The sequence below is a fragment of the Bacteroides sp. OM05-10AA genome (assembly GCF_003439055.1).
In the GTDB taxonomy this organism is placed as follows: Bacteria; Bacteroidota; Bacteroidia; order Bacteroidales; family Bacteroidaceae; genus Bacteroides; species Bacteroides intestinigallinarum.
In genome coordinates, this window is the sequence record NZ_QSUR01000024.1 from 88,670 (window position 1) to 103,800 (window position 15,131).

At 41.7% G+C, this 15,131-nt stretch carries 15 protein-coding genes; 8 read left to right on the plus strand and 7 right to left on the minus strand.

Annotated features, from left to right (window positions below):
* Positions 1-78 precede the first annotated feature (78 nt).
* From DXB58_RS18175 to DXB58_RS18205, 7 genes are all read left to right on the plus strand, one after another.
* Positions 79-1,278: an MFS transporter gene (locus tag DXB58_RS18175; RefSeq protein WP_122137772.1), complete on the plus strand. Its 1,200-nt coding sequence runs from the start codon at positions 79-81 to the stop codon at positions 1,276-1,278.
* Positions 1,275-1,952: an endonuclease III gene (nth, locus tag DXB58_RS18180; protein WP_004300865.1), complete on the plus strand. Its 678-nt coding sequence runs from the start codon at positions 1,275-1,277 to the stop codon at positions 1,950-1,952. The genes DXB58_RS18175 and nth overlap by 4 nt, the downstream gene beginning before the upstream one ends.
* A gap of 93 nt (positions 1,953-2,045) precedes the next feature.
* Complete coding sequence (gene pgk / locus DXB58_RS18185) at positions 2,046-3,305, plus strand: phosphoglycerate kinase (protein WP_117937411.1); 1,260 nt, start codon at positions 2,046-2,048, stop codon at positions 3,303-3,305.
* A 106-nt stretch (positions 3,306-3,411) separates the two neighbouring features.
* Entirely contained in the window at positions 3,412-4,380 is a 969-nt protein-coding gene (locus tag DXB58_RS18190) for an ABC transporter substrate-binding protein (RefSeq protein WP_122137773.1), read from the plus strand.
* Between the two features lie 10 nt (positions 4,381-4,390).
* A complete protein-coding gene (locus tag DXB58_RS18195; protein ID WP_008999818.1) occupies positions 4,391-5,434 on the plus strand; it encodes a porin in 1,044 nt (347 codons plus the stop codon).
* A gap of 155 nt (positions 5,435-5,589) precedes the next feature.
* Positions 5,590-6,774, plus strand: a complete 1,185-nt coding sequence (locus tag DXB58_RS18200; RefSeq protein WP_122137774.1) for a DUF418 domain-containing protein — start codon at positions 5,590-5,592, stop codon at positions 6,772-6,774.
* Positions 6,775-6,781: 7 nt separating this feature from the next.
* The gene (locus DXB58_RS18205; protein ID WP_199487981.1) at positions 6,782-8,989 is read left to right on the plus strand and encodes a tetratricopeptide repeat protein; all 2,208 of its coding nucleotides are present in this window, start codon (positions 6,782-6,784) and stop codon (positions 8,987-8,989) included.
* A gap of 189 nt (positions 8,990-9,178) precedes the next feature.
* On the opposite strand, the gene DXB58_RS18210 is transcribed toward DXB58_RS18205, so the two are convergent.
* The 5 genes from DXB58_RS18210 to DXB58_RS18230 form a co-directional block, all read right to left on the minus strand.
* The gene (locus tag DXB58_RS18210; RefSeq protein WP_122137775.1) at positions 9,179-9,760 is read right to left on the minus strand and encodes a Maf-like protein; all 582 of its coding nucleotides are present in this window, start codon (positions 9,758-9,760) and stop codon (positions 9,179-9,181) included.
* A 71-nt stretch (positions 9,761-9,831) separates the two neighbouring features.
* Positions 9,832-10,353: an HAD family hydrolase gene (locus DXB58_RS18215; protein WP_004304399.1), complete on the minus strand. Its 522-nt coding sequence runs from the start codon at positions 10,351-10,353 to the stop codon at positions 9,832-9,834.
* Complete coding sequence (locus DXB58_RS18220) at positions 10,334-11,128, minus strand: Rossmann-like and DUF2520 domain-containing protein (RefSeq protein ID WP_008999814.1); 795 nt, start codon at positions 11,126-11,128, stop codon at positions 10,334-10,336. The genes DXB58_RS18215 and DXB58_RS18220 overlap by 20 nt, the downstream gene beginning before the upstream one ends.
* A 7-nt stretch (positions 11,129-11,135) precedes the next feature.
* Complete coding sequence (locus DXB58_RS18225) at positions 11,136-11,471, minus strand: hypothetical protein (RefSeq protein WP_004300874.1); 336 nt, start codon at positions 11,469-11,471, stop codon at positions 11,136-11,138.
* Between the two features lie 2 nt (positions 11,472-11,473).
* The gene (locus DXB58_RS18230; RefSeq protein WP_008999813.1) at positions 11,474-12,010 is read right to left on the minus strand and encodes a nitroreductase family protein; all 537 of its coding nucleotides are present in this window, start codon (positions 12,008-12,010) and stop codon (positions 11,474-11,476) included.
* Between the two features lie 122 nt (positions 12,011-12,132).
* Between DXB58_RS18230 and DXB58_RS18235 the strand changes: the two genes are divergently transcribed.
* Positions 12,133-12,357, plus strand: coding sequence for a hypothetical protein (locus DXB58_RS18235; RefSeq protein WP_008999812.1), 225 nt, complete (start codon positions 12,133-12,135; stop codon positions 12,355-12,357).
* Positions 12,358-12,422: 65 nt separating this feature from the next.
* Here DXB58_RS18235 and DXB58_RS18240 read toward each other — a convergent pair whose 3' ends face one another.
* Together DXB58_RS18240 and DXB58_RS18245 are read right to left on the minus strand one after the other, a co-directional pair.
* The gene (locus DXB58_RS18240) at positions 12,423-12,965 is read right to left on the minus strand and encodes a carbonic anhydrase (protein ID WP_008999811.1); all 543 of its coding nucleotides are present in this window, start codon (positions 12,963-12,965) and stop codon (positions 12,423-12,425) included.
* 116 nt (positions 12,966-13,081) lie between these two features.
* Positions 13,082-15,115, minus strand: coding sequence for a RagB/SusD family nutrient uptake outer membrane protein (locus tag DXB58_RS18245; RefSeq protein WP_122137776.1), 2,034 nt, complete (start codon positions 15,113-15,115; stop codon positions 13,082-13,084).
* Between the last annotated feature and the right edge of the window lie 16 nt (positions 15,116-15,131).

The window sequence follows — 15,131 nt, forward strand, 5'->3', positions numbered from 1 at the left end:
TATTCATCAACAGACCAATCAGGCCAACGGCGTTGGTTTCCAATCAACGCGAATCGGTCGATTGAACGATCATTCATTATGGCAAAGGATAGACTCATTACTCCCAGTTATTGTTTCATCTTGGCAGCCAACTTCCTGCTATACTTCGGTTTCTGGTTGCTGATTCCTGTTTTGCCGTTCTATTTATCCGAATTCTTCCAGGCTGGAAATTCCACTATCGGCATTGTCCTCTCCTGTTACACGGTGGCAGCTCTCTGTATCCGTCCATTTTCCGGTTATCTGCTCGACACGTTTGCCCGAAAACCTCTTTATCTGTTTGCTTACTTCATCTTTATGATGATGTTCGGCGGATATTTAATTGCCGGTTCCCTTACCTTATTTATTATATTCCGAATCATTCACGGCGTCTCTTTCGGAATGGTCACAGTAGGCGGAAACACGGTAGTAATAGACATTATGCCCTCTTCCCGACGAGGGGAAGGCTTAGGTTATTACGGGCTTACCAACAACACAGCCATGTCCATCGGGCCGATGTTCGGACTGTTTCTACATGATGCGGGAGTTTCTTTTGCTACGATATTCTGTTATGCATTCGGTTCCTGTATTTTAGGTTTTCTATGCGCAAGTCTGGTTAAAACGCCCTACAAGCCTCCTGTGAAACGGGAGCCGATCTCGCTCGACCGCTTTATCCTGATGAAAGGACTACCTGCCGGACTTAGTCTGCTGTTGCTTTCCATCCCTTACGGAATGACAACCAACTATGTCGCCATGTACGCCCGCCAAATAGGATTGAACACACAAACCGGATTCTTCTTCACCTTTATGGCAGTCGGTATGGCCATTTCGCGTATCTTTTCAGGAAAACTGGTGGATCGCGGAAAAATAACACAAGTAATAGCTGCCGGATTATACCTGGTTGTTTTCAGTTTCTTCCTGCTTTCAACTTGTGTATATGTGATTCAATGGAATGATACAGCCTGTACCCTGCTGTTTTTTGGCATTGCATTATTAATGGGTGTCGGGTTTGGAATTATGTTTCCGGCATTTAATACGCTGTTTGTCAACCTCGCCCCCAACAGTCAACGGGGAACAGCGACTTCCACCTACCTCACTTCCTGGGATGTAGGAATCGGTATCGGTATGCTGACGGGAGGATATATTGCAGAAATAAGTACATTTGATAAGGCTTATCTTTTCGGAGCCTGCCTGACGGTAGTTTCCGCTCTCTATTTCAGAGTAAAAGTGACGCCTCATTACCATAAAAACAAGCTACGATGAGAAAGAAAGAACGTTATGAGAAAGTAATCGCCTGGTTTCAGGACAACATACCTGTGGCCGAAACCGAACTGCATTACAACAATCCGTATGAGTTGCTGATCGCTGTTATTCTTTCTGCACAATGTACGGACAAACGGGTGAATATCATCACTCCTCCTTTGTATAAAGATTTTCCGACTCCGGAAGCACTGGCTGCCACTACGCCGGAAGTGATTTTCGAATATATACGAAGCGTGTCTTATCCCAACAACAAAGCCAAACATCTGGTCGGTATGGCAAAGATGCTGGTGAATGACTTCAATAGCGAGGTGCCGGATAATCTGGAAGATCTGATAAAGTTGCCCGGTGTAGGAAGAAAGACTGCCAATGTGATTCAGTCGGTTGTATTCAAAAAAGCGGCAATGGCGGTAGATACACACGTGTTCCGTGTCAGCCACCGTATCGGACTGGTGCCGGACAGTTGCACCACCCCGTTCAGCGTGGAAAAAGAACTGGTGAAGAATATTCCGGAAAAGCTCATACCGATTGCCCATCACTGGCTCATCCTGCACGGCCGTTACGTTTGTCAGGCACGTACTCCCAAATGTGACACCTGTGGTTTGCAAATGATGTGCAAATATTTCTGTAACACCTATAAAGTTACAAAAGAGGAACCAAAAGCCAAGAATAAATAACGATTTAATAGCAAAGAACCGAAATAAATAGTAACTTTGCGGTCGTTCTAAAAGAAGAATTTTAAAAACACTTTTAAATAAAAATAGAGTATTATGCAGACAATTGACAAATTCAATTTTGCCGGTAAAAAGGCATTTGTTCGCGTGGACTTCAATGTACCCCTGGACGAAAACTTCAACATTACAGATGACACTCGTATGCGTGCAGCTCTTCCTACTTTGAAGAAGATTCTGGCAGACGGCGGAAGCATCATCATTGGCTCTCACCTGGGCCGTCCGAAAGGCGTTGCCGATAAATTCTCTTTGAAACATATCATCAAGCATCTGTCTGAATTGCTGGGCGTTGAAGTTCAGTTCGCTAACGACTGCATGGGCGAAGAAGCTGCTGTAAAAGCTGCTGCTCTGCAACCGGGAGAAGTGCTGTTGCTCGAAAACCTTCGTTTCTACGCTGAAGAAGAAGGCAAACCAAGAGGTTTGGCAGAAGATGCAACTGACGAAGAAAAAGCTGCTGCTAAGAAAGCAGTAAAAGAAAGCCAGAAAGAATTTACCAAGAAATTGGCTTCTTACGCTGACTGCTACGTAAACGACGCATTCGGTACTGCTCACCGTGCACACGCTTCTACAGCATTGATCGCTAAATATTTCGATGTAAACAACAAGATGTTCGGTTACTTGATGGAAAAAGAAGTGAAAGCTGTTGATAAAGTATTGAACGATATCAAACGTCCGTTCACTGCTATCATGGGCGGTTCTAAAGTTTCTTCTAAAATCGAAATCATCGAGAACCTGTTGAGCAAGGTGGACAACCTTATCATCGCCGGTGGTATGACTTATACATTTACTAAAGCAATGGGTGGTAAAATCGGTATCTCTATCTGTGAGGACGACAAACTTGACTTGGCTTTGGATTTGATTAAGAAAGCAAAAGAAAAAGGTGTAAACCTGGTATTGGCTGTTGACGCTAAGATTGCTGACGCATTCTCTAACGATGCAAATACTAAATTCTGTGCTGTTGACGAAATTCCTGACGGATGGGAAGGTCTTGACATCGGTCCTAAGACTGAAGAAATCTTCGCTAACGTTATCAAAGAATCTAAGACTATTCTTTGGAACGGTCCTACAGGCGTATTCGAATTTGATAACTTCACTCACGGCTCACGTGCAGTAGGTGAAGCAATCGTTGAAGCAACTAAGAACGGCGCATTCTCACTCGTAGGTGGTGGCGACTCTGTAGCTTGTGTTAACAAGTTCGGTTTGGCTAACGGTGTGTCTTATGTTTCAACTGGTGGTGGCGCATTGCTCGAAGCAATCGAAGGAAAAGTTCTTCCGGGTATCGCTGCTATTCAAGAATAAGATAATTGTTAATTTTTACATAGTTAATATTGACAGGGCAGTTCTTTGTGAAAAGAGTTGCCCTTATTTATAAAAACAGAGTTCCTCTTATTTATAAAAACGAGGTATGAAAAGACCGGTACTATTCTTTTGGTTCATCCTTTTCTTCCTTTACTCTTGTCAGAGTAAGAAAGGAGACAGCTCTTTTTTACCTCTAACCGAACTGCAACCACTTACCCTGGGCATGATGCCTACATTGGACGGACTTCCTTTTCATATAGCCAAAACGCAAGGCATTTACGACTCATTAGGACTGGATTTGACCATTCTTTCATTCAACTCTGCCAACGACCGGGACGCTGCTTTCCAAACTCGGAAAATGGATGGCATGATTACTGACTATCCCAGTGCGGTAGTATTACAAGCTATTCATCATACTGATTTAGAATTCATCCTGAAGAATGATGGTTATTTCTGCTTCATTGTCTCCAAAGAAAGTAATATCAACCAACTGGAACAGCTCAAGGAAAAGAATATCGCGGTGTCGCGCAACACGGTTATCGAATATGCCACCGACCAGCTATTAAGCAAAGCCGGAATCAAGCATGCGGAAATAAATATGCCGGAAATCGGCCAGCTTCCTCTCCGCCTGCAAATGTTGCAGTACAATCAGATTGACGCCTCTTTCCTACCCGATCCTGCCGCATCCATCGCCATGAACAGTAAACATCGTTCATTGGTAAGTACGCAAGAGATGGGCATTGATTTCACCGCTACCACTTTTTCACGAAAAGCGCTCAACGAGAAGAGAGAAGAAATCGAGCTACTCATCACAGGATATAACTTGGGGGTAGATTATATAAAAATGCACCCGCAGAAAGAATGGGAGCAAGTGCTGATAGAGATAGGTGTGCCCGAAAATCTGACAGGACTCGTTGTCCTCCCCGGTTATCAAAAAGCAAAACGCCCCTCCGCTGAAGCGATAGACAAGGCTATACACTGGTTGAAAGAAAACCACCGAATACCTCAAACCTACTCTGAAAAGAATCTGATCGACACTACGTTTATCCCCACAGTATCAACCATAATCAAATAACAACTGACTCATGCGAAAAACACTACTCAATCTCTTCACTTTTGTATTATGTATAACAGGTATACAAAATGCCCTTCTTGCACAAGAACAAACACCACTAAATCAGGTTGTCAACACACTGAAAGAACGGATTAGTCTCTCCGGATATGCACAGCTGGGATATACATACGACGATGCAGCGAATCCCGACAATACATTCGACATCAAACGAATTATTTTCATGGCACATGGAAAGATCACCAAACGGTGGACTTGCGACTTTATGTATGACTTCTATAATGGCGGTATGCTACTCGAAGTATATACTGATTATCAGTTTCTCCCCGGACTTACGGCACGTATCGGTGAATTCAAAGTTCCTTATACCATAGAAAACGAATTGTCTCCTACTACAGTAGAACTTATCAATTGCTATTCACAGTCTGTCTGCTATCTGGCAGGAGTAAGCGGTAGCGATAAGTGTTACGGAATGACTTCCGGACGGGATATTGGCATGATGCTTCACGGGAAAGTTTTTCGCGACTTCCTGCAATATAAAGTGGCCGTAATGAACGGGCAGGGATTGAATACCAAAGACAAAAACAGCCAGAAAGATGTGGTCGGCAATTTAATGGTTTATCCTCTGAAATGGTTATCCGTAGGTGGTTCGTTCATCCGCGGAACAGGGCACGCCATAGCCGATTCGGAATATACCGGAATCAAAGCGGGAGAAAACTACGCCAAGAAACGTTGGAGTGCAGGAGGTGTTGTCACTACTCCCACTTTTAATCTGCGTACAGAATATCTTGGCGGAAAAGACCGAAGTGTGAAAAGTGAAGGTTTCTATGCAACAGGAAGCGTACGCTTTGCACGAAATTTCGATTTCATCGCTTCGTACGATTATTTCAACCCGAACAAGAGTGCAGATTTCAAACAAAATAACTATATTGCAGGCGTACAATACTGGTTTTATCCCAGATGTCGATTGCAGGCACAATATACCTTTTGTGATAAAAAAGGAGATGGACAGAAAGATTCCAATCTGATACAGGCACAAGTACAGGTGAGGTTCTAACTCAAGTATTAAGTGTCAAGTATTAAGTATTAATGCGTAATAGTTGAAAACAGACTATCATTCATTCCCATAGGGTTATGAATGAAATTATAAATAAGGAATATATTCCTTTTGGAACAAATATTAATCTTATTAATAACAGTAACTAAAAAAACATGGAAAGTAAAATCGCCGAAACCAACGCCCGAATAGACGTGGCCGACGTATTAAGAGGATTGGCAGTAATGGGAATCATCCTCTTGCACAGCATTGAACACTTTAATTTCTATTCTTTCCCGGAAGAAGTCCCTTTTGAATGGATGAAATTTACCGATCAGGCAATCTGGAGAGGATTATTCTTCACTTTCAGTAATAAAGCATACGCTGTATTTGCTTTGCTCTTCGGTTTCAGTTTCTATATTCAGGACAATAACCAACAACGGAGAGGGAAAGATTTCCGCCTGCGTTTTTTATGGAGATTATTCATCCTATTCATTATAGGACAATTCAATGCCGCTTTCTTTACCGGCGAAATATTAACCATGTATGCGATTTTAGGAATTATCCTGCCGATATTCTGCCGGATGAGTGACCGTACGGTTGCCATCTTTGCTACTTTATTAATCCTTCAACCTATCGATTGGGCAAAATTGATCTATGCCTTGTGCAATCCTGACTATGTGGCAGGTAAAAGTTTGGCAGGTTATTATTTCAGCATCGCTTTCGACGTACAAAAGCATGGCAACTTCCTTGAAACAGTCCGCATGAATATGTGGGAAGGACAAATGGCTAACATGACTTGGGCATTGGAACATGGACGTATCTTACAAACACCGGGATTATTCCTATTCGGAATGCTGGTTAGCCGCCGCAAATATTTCCTGTATAGTGAACAGAACGAACGCTTGTGGTTAAAAGCATTAGCAATTTCGCTTCTCTGCTTCTTCCCCATCTACGGATTAAATAATATGTTGCCGGAATTCATCGAACGGAGTGCCGTCCTTGTTCCTCTACAATTGATATTAAGTTCATTCAGCAGCCTTAGTTTCATGGTATTACTGGTGACAGGATTACTGTTGACTTTCTACCGTGTGAAAGACCGTAGTTTCTTTATGCGTTTCACATCTTATGGTAAAATGAGTTTAACGAACTATCTCGGGCAATCCATTTTCGGTTCTCTTTTGTTCTATCATTGGGGATTCGAATTGGGACGATATTTAGGAATCACATATAGCTTCCTTTTTGGCATCCTTTTTGTTCTATTACAAATGGCATTCTGTTCGTGGTGGCTCCGACACCATAAACATGGTCCTTTTGAGGGTCTCTGGAAACGCTTGACCTGGATTGGAAAAAATAAATAATTAGATAATGATGAACGAAAAAACGATTAATGAACAATACGCATATATACGTGCCTTACTTGAAGAAAAAAGACTCAAGGAAGCTCTGATGCAGTTGGAATCTCTGCTGTGGCAGTGTCCTGACTGGGATCTACGCACTCGCCTGGAACAATTGCAGACTTCCTACAAATATATGCTGGAATACATGAAACAGGGAGCAAATGACCCTGAACGGTGGAATCTGTATCAGAAAATGGTATCGGACACATGGGGAATTGCCGACCAATCACGTTTGCTCATATTGGATAACGCTTCATCAAGATACTATCATGAAGTACGACGTACTCCCAAATCGCCAGATTTGTCAAACTATGGTCTTAAAACCATATTACACATACTGGAGTCTTTTAATGACGACTTGGCAGTCAGCGGATTACTGTCTGACGAAAAGATGGATGAAGTATTAAAGCGGCATGAGGACACGCTCAAGTTTATGTTTATCAGAACATGGACAAACAGCGCATGGACTCCCGAAGACGAGGAAGATGCAAAAGCCATGCTTGCCTCGGAATTACTTCCGGGAGATGATTTATGTTTGTTTGTCAGTGCCCTCACATTGAGCTTGATGGAATGTTTCGACCTACGAAAAATAATGTGGTTGCTTGATGCTTACGAGCATCCCAACGTTAACGTCAGTCAACGGGCATTGGTTGGTGCGATGATTATTTTCCACATTTACAGAAGCCGCCTTACTTTCTATCCGGAACTGATAAAAAGAGTGGATCTCATGGAAGAAATTCCCTCATTCAGAGAAGATGTCGCACGTATTTACCGCCAAATGCTATTATGTCAGGAAACGGAAAAGATTGATAAAAAGATGAGGGAGGAGATTATTCCCGAAATGCTGAAGAATGTTTCCTCCATGAAAAATATGCGGTTCGGCTTTGAAGAAAGCGATGAAGAGAACAACGATATGAATCCGGATTGGGAAGATGCATTCGAGAAATCCGGACTGGGGGATAAACTGCGTGAAATGAACGAATTGCAGCTGGAGGGTGCAGATGTATATATGAGCACTTTTGCGGCTTTGAAAAACTATCCGTTCTTCCGCGAGGTGCATAACTGGTTTTATCCATTCAGCAAGCAACAGTCTAATGTGCTCAAGGCAATGAAGCAGGCGGGAAATCAGGGAGGCAGTCTACTGGATTTAATTCTTCAATCGGGATTCTTCAGTAACAGTGATAAGTACTCTCTCTTTTTCACAATCCATCAATTGCCACAGTCACAACAGGATATGATGTTGAGCCAACTGAATGAACAACAGGTTGCAGAATTGGCGGAGAAATCGAATGTTGAGACGATGAAGAAATTCAATGAACGTCCGGGAACGGTCAGCAACCAGTACCTGCACGATTTGTATCGCTTCTTCAAACTTAGTGTGCGCAAGAGTGAATTCAGAGATATTTTTAAAGAGAAGCTCGATCTTCATCATGTCCCTGCACTCGACAATATATTGCACTGGGAAGATGTATTGTTCCCCATTGCCGATTTCTACCTGTCAAAGGAACGTTGGGACGAGGCTATCGAAATTTATGAAGAGTTGGAAACGATTGGCGGATTCGAAGGAGAGAGTGCTGAATATTACCAGAAGTTTGGCTATGCATTGCAGAAAAGAAAGAAATATGCAGAAGCTATCCAAGCTTATCTGAAAGCTGACACGCTGAAACCGGATAATATCTGGAACAATCGTCATCTGGCTATTTGTTATCGGTTGAACAGAAATTACCAGGTAGCAATCACCTATTATAAGAAGGTAGAAGAAGCTGCTCCGGAAGATACCAATGTGACTTTCCATATCGGTAGCTGTCTGGTAGAATTGGGGCAATATGAAGAAGCACTGAATTATTTCTTCAAACTGGATTTCATCGAGAACAACTGTATTAAGGCATGGCGTGGTATCGGATGGTGTTCATTTATCAGCCAGAAACATGAACAGGCGATGAAGTATTATGAAAAAATAATAGAACAGAAGCCTCTGGCTATTGATTATATGAATGCAGGACATGTTGCCTGGGTGATGGGAGATATTCAGAAAGCTGCCGTTTTCTATGGAAAAGCCATTACGGCTAGTGGAAACCGGGAACGATTCCTGGAAATGTTCCATAAAGATGAAGAAGCTCTTCTCACACAAGGAATTCGGGAAGAAGATATTCCTCTGATGTTGGATTTATTATAGGTTTCCACATCTTTCAGTTTGGGATATTCAATAAATGTTCCTGCTTAAAAATACAGAAAAAGGCTGCCTCATTTTCTATTTTGAGGTAGCCTTTTTGTATTATTGGACTAAGTATATCTTGTGTATTTCATGTAATCAATAAGTTAACTACACTGATACTGATATATTCAGATATATTCAAGATACTTACTACAGCTTTTTCAACTCTCCGTACAGTTTCTGTATGGGAAGTCCCATAATATTATAAAAACTACCGGAAATTGATTTAACCCCGATATACCCGATCCATTCCTGGACGCCATAAGCTCCTGCCTTATCCATTGGCTGATAACGATCTACATAATACAGGATTTCATCTTCCGACAAGACATCAAACAACACTTCGGAGGAAGCGGTAAAGCTTTTTTGCCATTCGGTAGTAGTCAGGCAAACTCCTGTGAAGACCTGATGAGATTTTCCCGAGAGAGCACGAAGCATTTCAACGGCTCCTTCCCTACCCTCCGGTTTTCCAAGTACTTTCCCATCCAGCCAGACTATGGTATCTGCCGTAATCAATAATTCTCCCGGCTTCATCATGGTACGGTAGGCATCTGCCTTTTCACGGGCAATATATTCAGGTATTTCAGCACCCACCAATGTATTCGGGTATGACTCGTCTACATCCGGTAATGTTCTGACTACATAGTCTACTCCTAGTCCCGACATCAGTTCTTTCCGACGGGGAGAATTGGAAGCTAATATAATCTGATATTTCTTTAAGTTATCAAGCATGGTTTTATTTACGATTTGACGATTTACTATTTACGATTGAAAAAACTTTTTATTGATGTCACCAGTTGATTTCACCAGCCGAAAGCATCTTCCGCCATCCATAGACCGTGAGCTTTTAGCACCTGCTCCACTACATCACGTCCGCATCCACGACCACCGTCCGCATAAGAAATATACTTTGCAACGGATTTCACTTCCGGCACAGCATCTTTCGGGCAGCATGGCAGTCCGCACTCACACATCACTTCAATATCCGGCACGTCATCGCCCATATATAGAATTTCATCATCGGTCAATCCGTACTTATCGCGAAAAGCACGATAATCGTGTATCTTCACAGCAGAACCCATGTATAAATCCTTCACTCCCAGCCCCTCAAAACGGATACGTACCGCTTCTGTCCGGCCACCGGTGATGATAGCTATGTGAAGTCCTTTTTTCACAGCCAACTGGATGGCATACCCATCTTTGATATTCACGGTACGCATTGGTTCCCCGGAAGGATGCAAAGGTACGGTAGTCGAACTCAATACTCCGTCCACATCAAAAGCTAAAGCTTTGATACGGGATAAATCATAATTGATGGTGCTCATGGATACTTTTGCTCATTAGTTTATATATTTCCTGCAATGCCGGAGAATCTACCAACATGGCAAGATGATTACTCATCACATTCTCATCGTAACGAACAGCGGGTCCGGTCTGTGCATCACGTGGCGCCAGTTCGTGGACTTTACGTGCTGTTTCATCTATCAGCGGAAGCATGACATCGAAAGGCAAGTTGTATTTTTCAAGCAAATCAGCTGCTAATGCATACATGTGGTTGGTGAAGTTACAGATAAAAACAGCAGCCAAATGTAGGCTTTTACGTTGCTCGGAAGAAGCCTCGTAGACCTTTTCCGAAAGTGTGGCGGCAACAGCCTTCAACAATTCCACGTCTTCGGGCCTTTTCGCTTCAACAAAGAAAGGCACTTCCTGAAATTTAACTTCACGTTGTTTACTGAATGTCTGCATCGGATAAAATACTCCGTAACGTTCTGCATGCCCTTCCCAAACGCTCATCGGAATGCTTCCTGCCGTATGCACTAACAAAGACGCTTGCTTTCCTTCTGTTATCTGCGGTAACAAATCGACTAAAGCATCATCTTTCACTGATACGATATACAATTTTGCATCTTTGGAGACTGCCTGTAAATCTGTTGTATATTCAGCTTCTACTTTCTCGGCTAAGGTACGGGCAGATTCCATGGTCCGGCTATATACCTGTACAATGCGGAAACCTTTACGATAAAGAGCTTTCGCCAGATTAGTAGCCAAATTACCTGCACCGATAAACACGATCGGTGTATCTTCTATACTTCTTTTCATTATTCTCTTATCGTTTTGCAAACCAGAATAAAACGATTCCGATGATGAGCAGTGTCAATGGCAACAGATATCCGGATAACGAACCCAATAAGGACATGACCAAACCGATATTCATCACTAACCAAAGCCCAAGCAACACAAAACCAATTGATTTATCGCGTTTGAAAATAAGGAAACAGATCGAGGCGTACAATAGCATATTGTCCTTATTCATCACCCAGGGTAGCCCAATGGAAGAAAAATGAATCAGCTTATCGATCAGAAAAAGTGCTCCGATTACAATAAAGGTAACAGCAGTAGCCAGATAGGTATCTTTACTATTATTCGCTTTAGCAGCTCCCATGCTTATTTTCCTCCGAACTTATTAATATGAATTTTCTCCCATTGAAGATGTTCTTCATTGAAAGGTTTACGTTCCATCCCTTTATGGCCGATAGCAATGACAGAAAGAATCTGAAGTTGCAAGGGAATATCCAAAATTCCATGGACAAATTCATCGGAAGGCATTCCGGTGGCAGTGAAACGTTCGCGAACCTGCACCCAACAACTTCCCAAGCCAAGATCTTCAGCCTGCAACTGTATCATGATGGAAGCAATGGAAGCGTCTTCAATCCAAACATCGCTGGCCAACGGATCGGCCATTACAACAATCGCCAAAGCTGCATCGGCAATGAATGAAGAAGCCTGTTCTTTGCAATGAGACAATTCTTTCAATATCTCTTTATCATCAACCACTACAAACTGCCAACTATTACTACGTTTGGAAGAGGGAGACATCAAGGCTGCTTTCATCAATGCAACTACCTGATCTTGTGTCAATTCTTCATCGGTGAACTTCCGCATACTACGACGGTTCTTTATCAATTCACTGAAATTTTCCATATTATTTCCGGTTTCATTTGATTAATGTATGCAAAGATAATGCAAACCGAGCGTAATAGGAAATAAAAGTTTATACTAAATGAAGAATATATTGTATCTTTGCACAGAGAAATAATTTCATTATGAAAAAGCGAATTACACAGGACGATTACGTTAAAGCGAATCGTAAAGCTAGCCGTGAGGCAGAAATTGAGATGTACGGGCACCCTATTTGTCACAAACGAGTGCACCAGTCAAAGAAAGTATATAACCGTAGAAAGATAAAGGCAGCCGATAAAAAGCTGCCTTATTTTTTTGTATTCAAGATAGCGTCACTATCCTATAGACATAGCGATACCATACAATAAGGATAGTATCACTATCATGACAGGATAGCGTCACTATATTTAGAGGAATTAAAAAGATAGTTTATCTATACAATCCGTGTTAATTCTCCGGTTGTAGAATCGATAATAAATCCGTAAACTGTCACATCTGAAGGAATCAAAGGATGACGCACGATAAAATCGACTGTTCCCCTCACGGACTTTTCCGTATCTTCGAAGCCATCCAGCCAAGCATGAAAATCAACTCCGCAGAAGCGCATCATGTCAATATAATCCGGATTTATCCCCCGTGCCGTCATCTTTTCAAGCATCGTTTCACTATGCATGTGACAAGCTCCACAATCAGAATGAGCAATCACCATTATCTCCTCCACACCCAGTTCAAAGATAGCTACGAGTAAACTCCGGATCACGCTACCGAAAGGATGGGAAATAACGCCACCTGCATTCTTTATCATTTTTACATCGCCATTCTTAATTCCTAATGCGGCTGGAAGCAAAGCAGTCAGTCGGGTGTCCATACAGGAAAGAATAGCTATTTTCTTATCGGGATATTTATTGGTAATATATGATTCGTATCCCTTGTTTTCAACAAATTCCTTGTTGTAAGCTAAAATTTCTTCTACCATAGTTCCGCTTAAATTATAAAGCTCTGTTTGATGGCACAAAGATATAGAAAATATATAAAAAAGGGACATGTCATCACGACATATCCCCTCCGAAAATTAAAATTTAATCTATATTGTTATTGTAAGAATCCGTCTAAACCGGATTTTGCTGTCGTACCGTATCCATTATCCCCATATTCCTCAGCATTGTCTATTTGTTGAAGGAATGTTTGTGATATAGGTCGCCACATATTATAAGATTTGAAGCTGGAAGCAGCACGTTTGTTATATTTCGCCAAACGAGTGGAGAATGCTTGATGACGCTGTAACAACGCCCAACGTGAATGTTCTCCACAAAGCTCACGTGCATATTCATCGTAGATATCCTCTTCGGTGACAGTAGTCAGCTTGTACTGTGATTCCGAAACTCCGGTACGAGCAGCACGAGCACGAAGCGTGTTCAGATAACCTGCCGCCTTTGTTCCATTACCCAGATATTGTTCAGCTTCAGCAGCAATCAGATAAACTTCCGCCATACGCATCACAAAAATATCCCCATTACGAATTTGCAAGTTACTTCCATAATATACGCCTTCATAACTCCAGATAAATTTATTCAAACATGGGAATGTAGCATATACTTTTGAGGTGCGATCGTAACTGCTAGGCATATCGTTTTGTGTTTTCACATAGTTACCATCCGCATCAAATAAATCATCGATATTCACACATGCATAAACACGATCTTTCTTATCATTCTCCGACATCGGTTCTTTTGACAAATAAAGGAAAAAGCGATTATCATCTGCAGCTAACGGATAATCTATAACGTAAGCCTTTTTAGGAGTTGTTAAAGTCGATACATCTCCCGTAGTCACACCTTTCGGCCATATAGATGCTGCAGTATACTGATTTCCTCCATGCGACATTGTTTTACCATCACAGTCGGCATAAGGATAAATTTTCTCACCTACATGTGAAGCATCAATACCATATTTCGTACATAAATCGCTTGTCAATGTCACCGTATTTTTGGTATATGCAATCCATCCTACTTTTTCCATAGAGAAAGAACCAAAGGCTGTCTGGAATGAATTCTCCCAACGTTTATCCCACGTCGGTTCAAAGCAATCCAGCAAGTACTTAGATGGTGCGCAACTTCCATTATTAGTACGTCCATAGAAATAATTCTGCTTATCAGATGTTATCTTACAAATATCTGATAGATTTGTCTGATTCCAGTAAGTGTATGTAAATAACTTATTGTTCCCATAGTTCGAATAATCCCATGCATCATTATCACTGGCATCACAACCTGCTGCAATAAAAAGTGCCTCCTTATTAGTACGGTTATTGCCATCAGCCCACATATCCGATACATCTTTATAAAGATAACCCCCGTAAGTACCTCCACCAGCTTCCGTATCTGCAATAAAACTTCCTGCAACATCTGCAGCTCTTTGCCAGTAAGAAACGCCATCTTCACTCAATCCCTGACCAGCACCTTGTATATATGCACGAGCCAAAAGTCCCATTGCCGCTTTTCTCGAAACACGGGCACGATTATTACCGTAAGGAGTCGTATTCAGGTTATCTGCCGCATATTTCAAATCGTCAATGATATATGAATAAATTTCCGACAAAGTATTACGTTTAGGCTCCAATACGATATTAGTACCTGCCTCATTCATACAAAGAGTTATCGGACCAAAGTAAGTAGTCAATATCAGATGATAAAAACCACGCAAACAACGAGCTTCAGCCGTTAGCACACGAATATCATCCGCATTTCCTTCCACACTTTCAGAGCGGTTTATAACAGTGTTACATATACCCAAAGCAGCATAAGCCTGCATAAATAATTTATCCCATGCCTTGTTTTTACTCGGCGTTAATGACTCGTAATAAAACAATTCCTTCGAATTATCATTATTATTTGCCGTTAACCAAGTATCCGTTCCAGCTTCAGCTACAGATAAAAAGTCAGTCACGGTATACAACTGTCCATAAATAGGACTGTAACATTGAGTCTGCATTCCGTACCACCCGTCAAACGTAGCTAGCGTTTCGTCGCCGGTAACCTCCATTGGGTTATATTCTTCCAATGAACATGAATTGATAGTAACCATCGCACATAAAGCTAAGGCCACATTATATACAAATTTCTTCATTATTTATCAGTTTAAA

What these genes read in the sequence shown, in the direction of transcription:
- DXB58_RS18210 (WP_122137775.1), bottom strand. Translation starts at nt 9,760, where the DNA reads ATGCTTGATAACTTAAAGAAATATCAGATTATATTAGCTTCCAATTCT.
- DXB58_RS18240 (WP_008999811.1), bottom strand. Translation starts at nt 12,965, where the DNA reads ATGGTAGAAGAAATTTTAGCTTACAACAAGGAATTTGTTGAAAACAAG.
- DXB58_RS18175 (WP_122137772.1), top strand. Translation starts at nt 79, where the DNA reads ATGGCAAAGGATAGACTCATTACTCCCAGTTATTGTTTCATCTTGGCA.
- DXB58_RS18195 (WP_008999818.1), top strand. Translation starts at nt 4,391, where the DNA reads ATGCGAAAAACACTACTCAATCTCTTCACTTTTGTATTATGTATAACA.
- pgk (WP_117937411.1), top strand. Translation starts at nt 2,046, where the DNA reads ATGCAGACAATTGACAAATTCAATTTTGCCGGTAAAAAGGCATTTGTT.
- DXB58_RS18205 (WP_199487981.1), top strand. Translation starts at nt 6,782, where the DNA reads ATGATGAACGAAAAAACGATTAATGAACAATACGCATATATACGTGCC.
- DXB58_RS18235 (WP_008999812.1), top strand. Translation starts at nt 12,133, where the DNA reads ATGAAAAAGCGAATTACACAGGACGATTACGTTAAAGCGAATCGTAAA.
- DXB58_RS18245 (WP_122137776.1), bottom strand. Translation starts at nt 15,115, where the DNA reads ATGAAGAAATTTGTATATAATGTGGCCTTAGCTTTATGTGCGATGGTT.
- DXB58_RS18230 (WP_008999813.1), bottom strand. Translation starts at nt 12,010, where the DNA reads ATGGAAAATTTCAGTGAATTGATAAAGAACCGTCGTAGTATGCGGAAG.
- DXB58_RS18215 (WP_004304399.1), bottom strand. Translation starts at nt 10,353, where the DNA reads ATGAGCACCATCAATTATGATTTATCCCGTATCAAAGCTTTAGCTTTT.
- DXB58_RS18220 (WP_008999814.1), bottom strand. Translation starts at nt 11,128, where the DNA reads ATGAAAAGAAGTATAGAAGATACACCGATCGTGTTTATCGGTGCAGGT.
- DXB58_RS18200 (WP_122137774.1), top strand. Translation starts at nt 5,590, where the DNA reads ATGGAAAGTAAAATCGCCGAAACCAACGCCCGAATAGACGTGGCCGAC.
- nth (WP_004300865.1), top strand. Translation starts at nt 1,275, where the DNA reads ATGAGAAAGAAAGAACGTTATGAGAAAGTAATCGCCTGGTTTCAGGAC.
- DXB58_RS18190 (WP_122137773.1), top strand. Translation starts at nt 3,412, where the DNA reads ATGAAAAGACCGGTACTATTCTTTTGGTTCATCCTTTTCTTCCTTTAC.
- DXB58_RS18225 (WP_004300874.1), bottom strand. Translation starts at nt 11,471, where the DNA reads ATGGGAGCTGCTAAAGCGAATAATAGTAAAGATACCTATCTGGCTACT.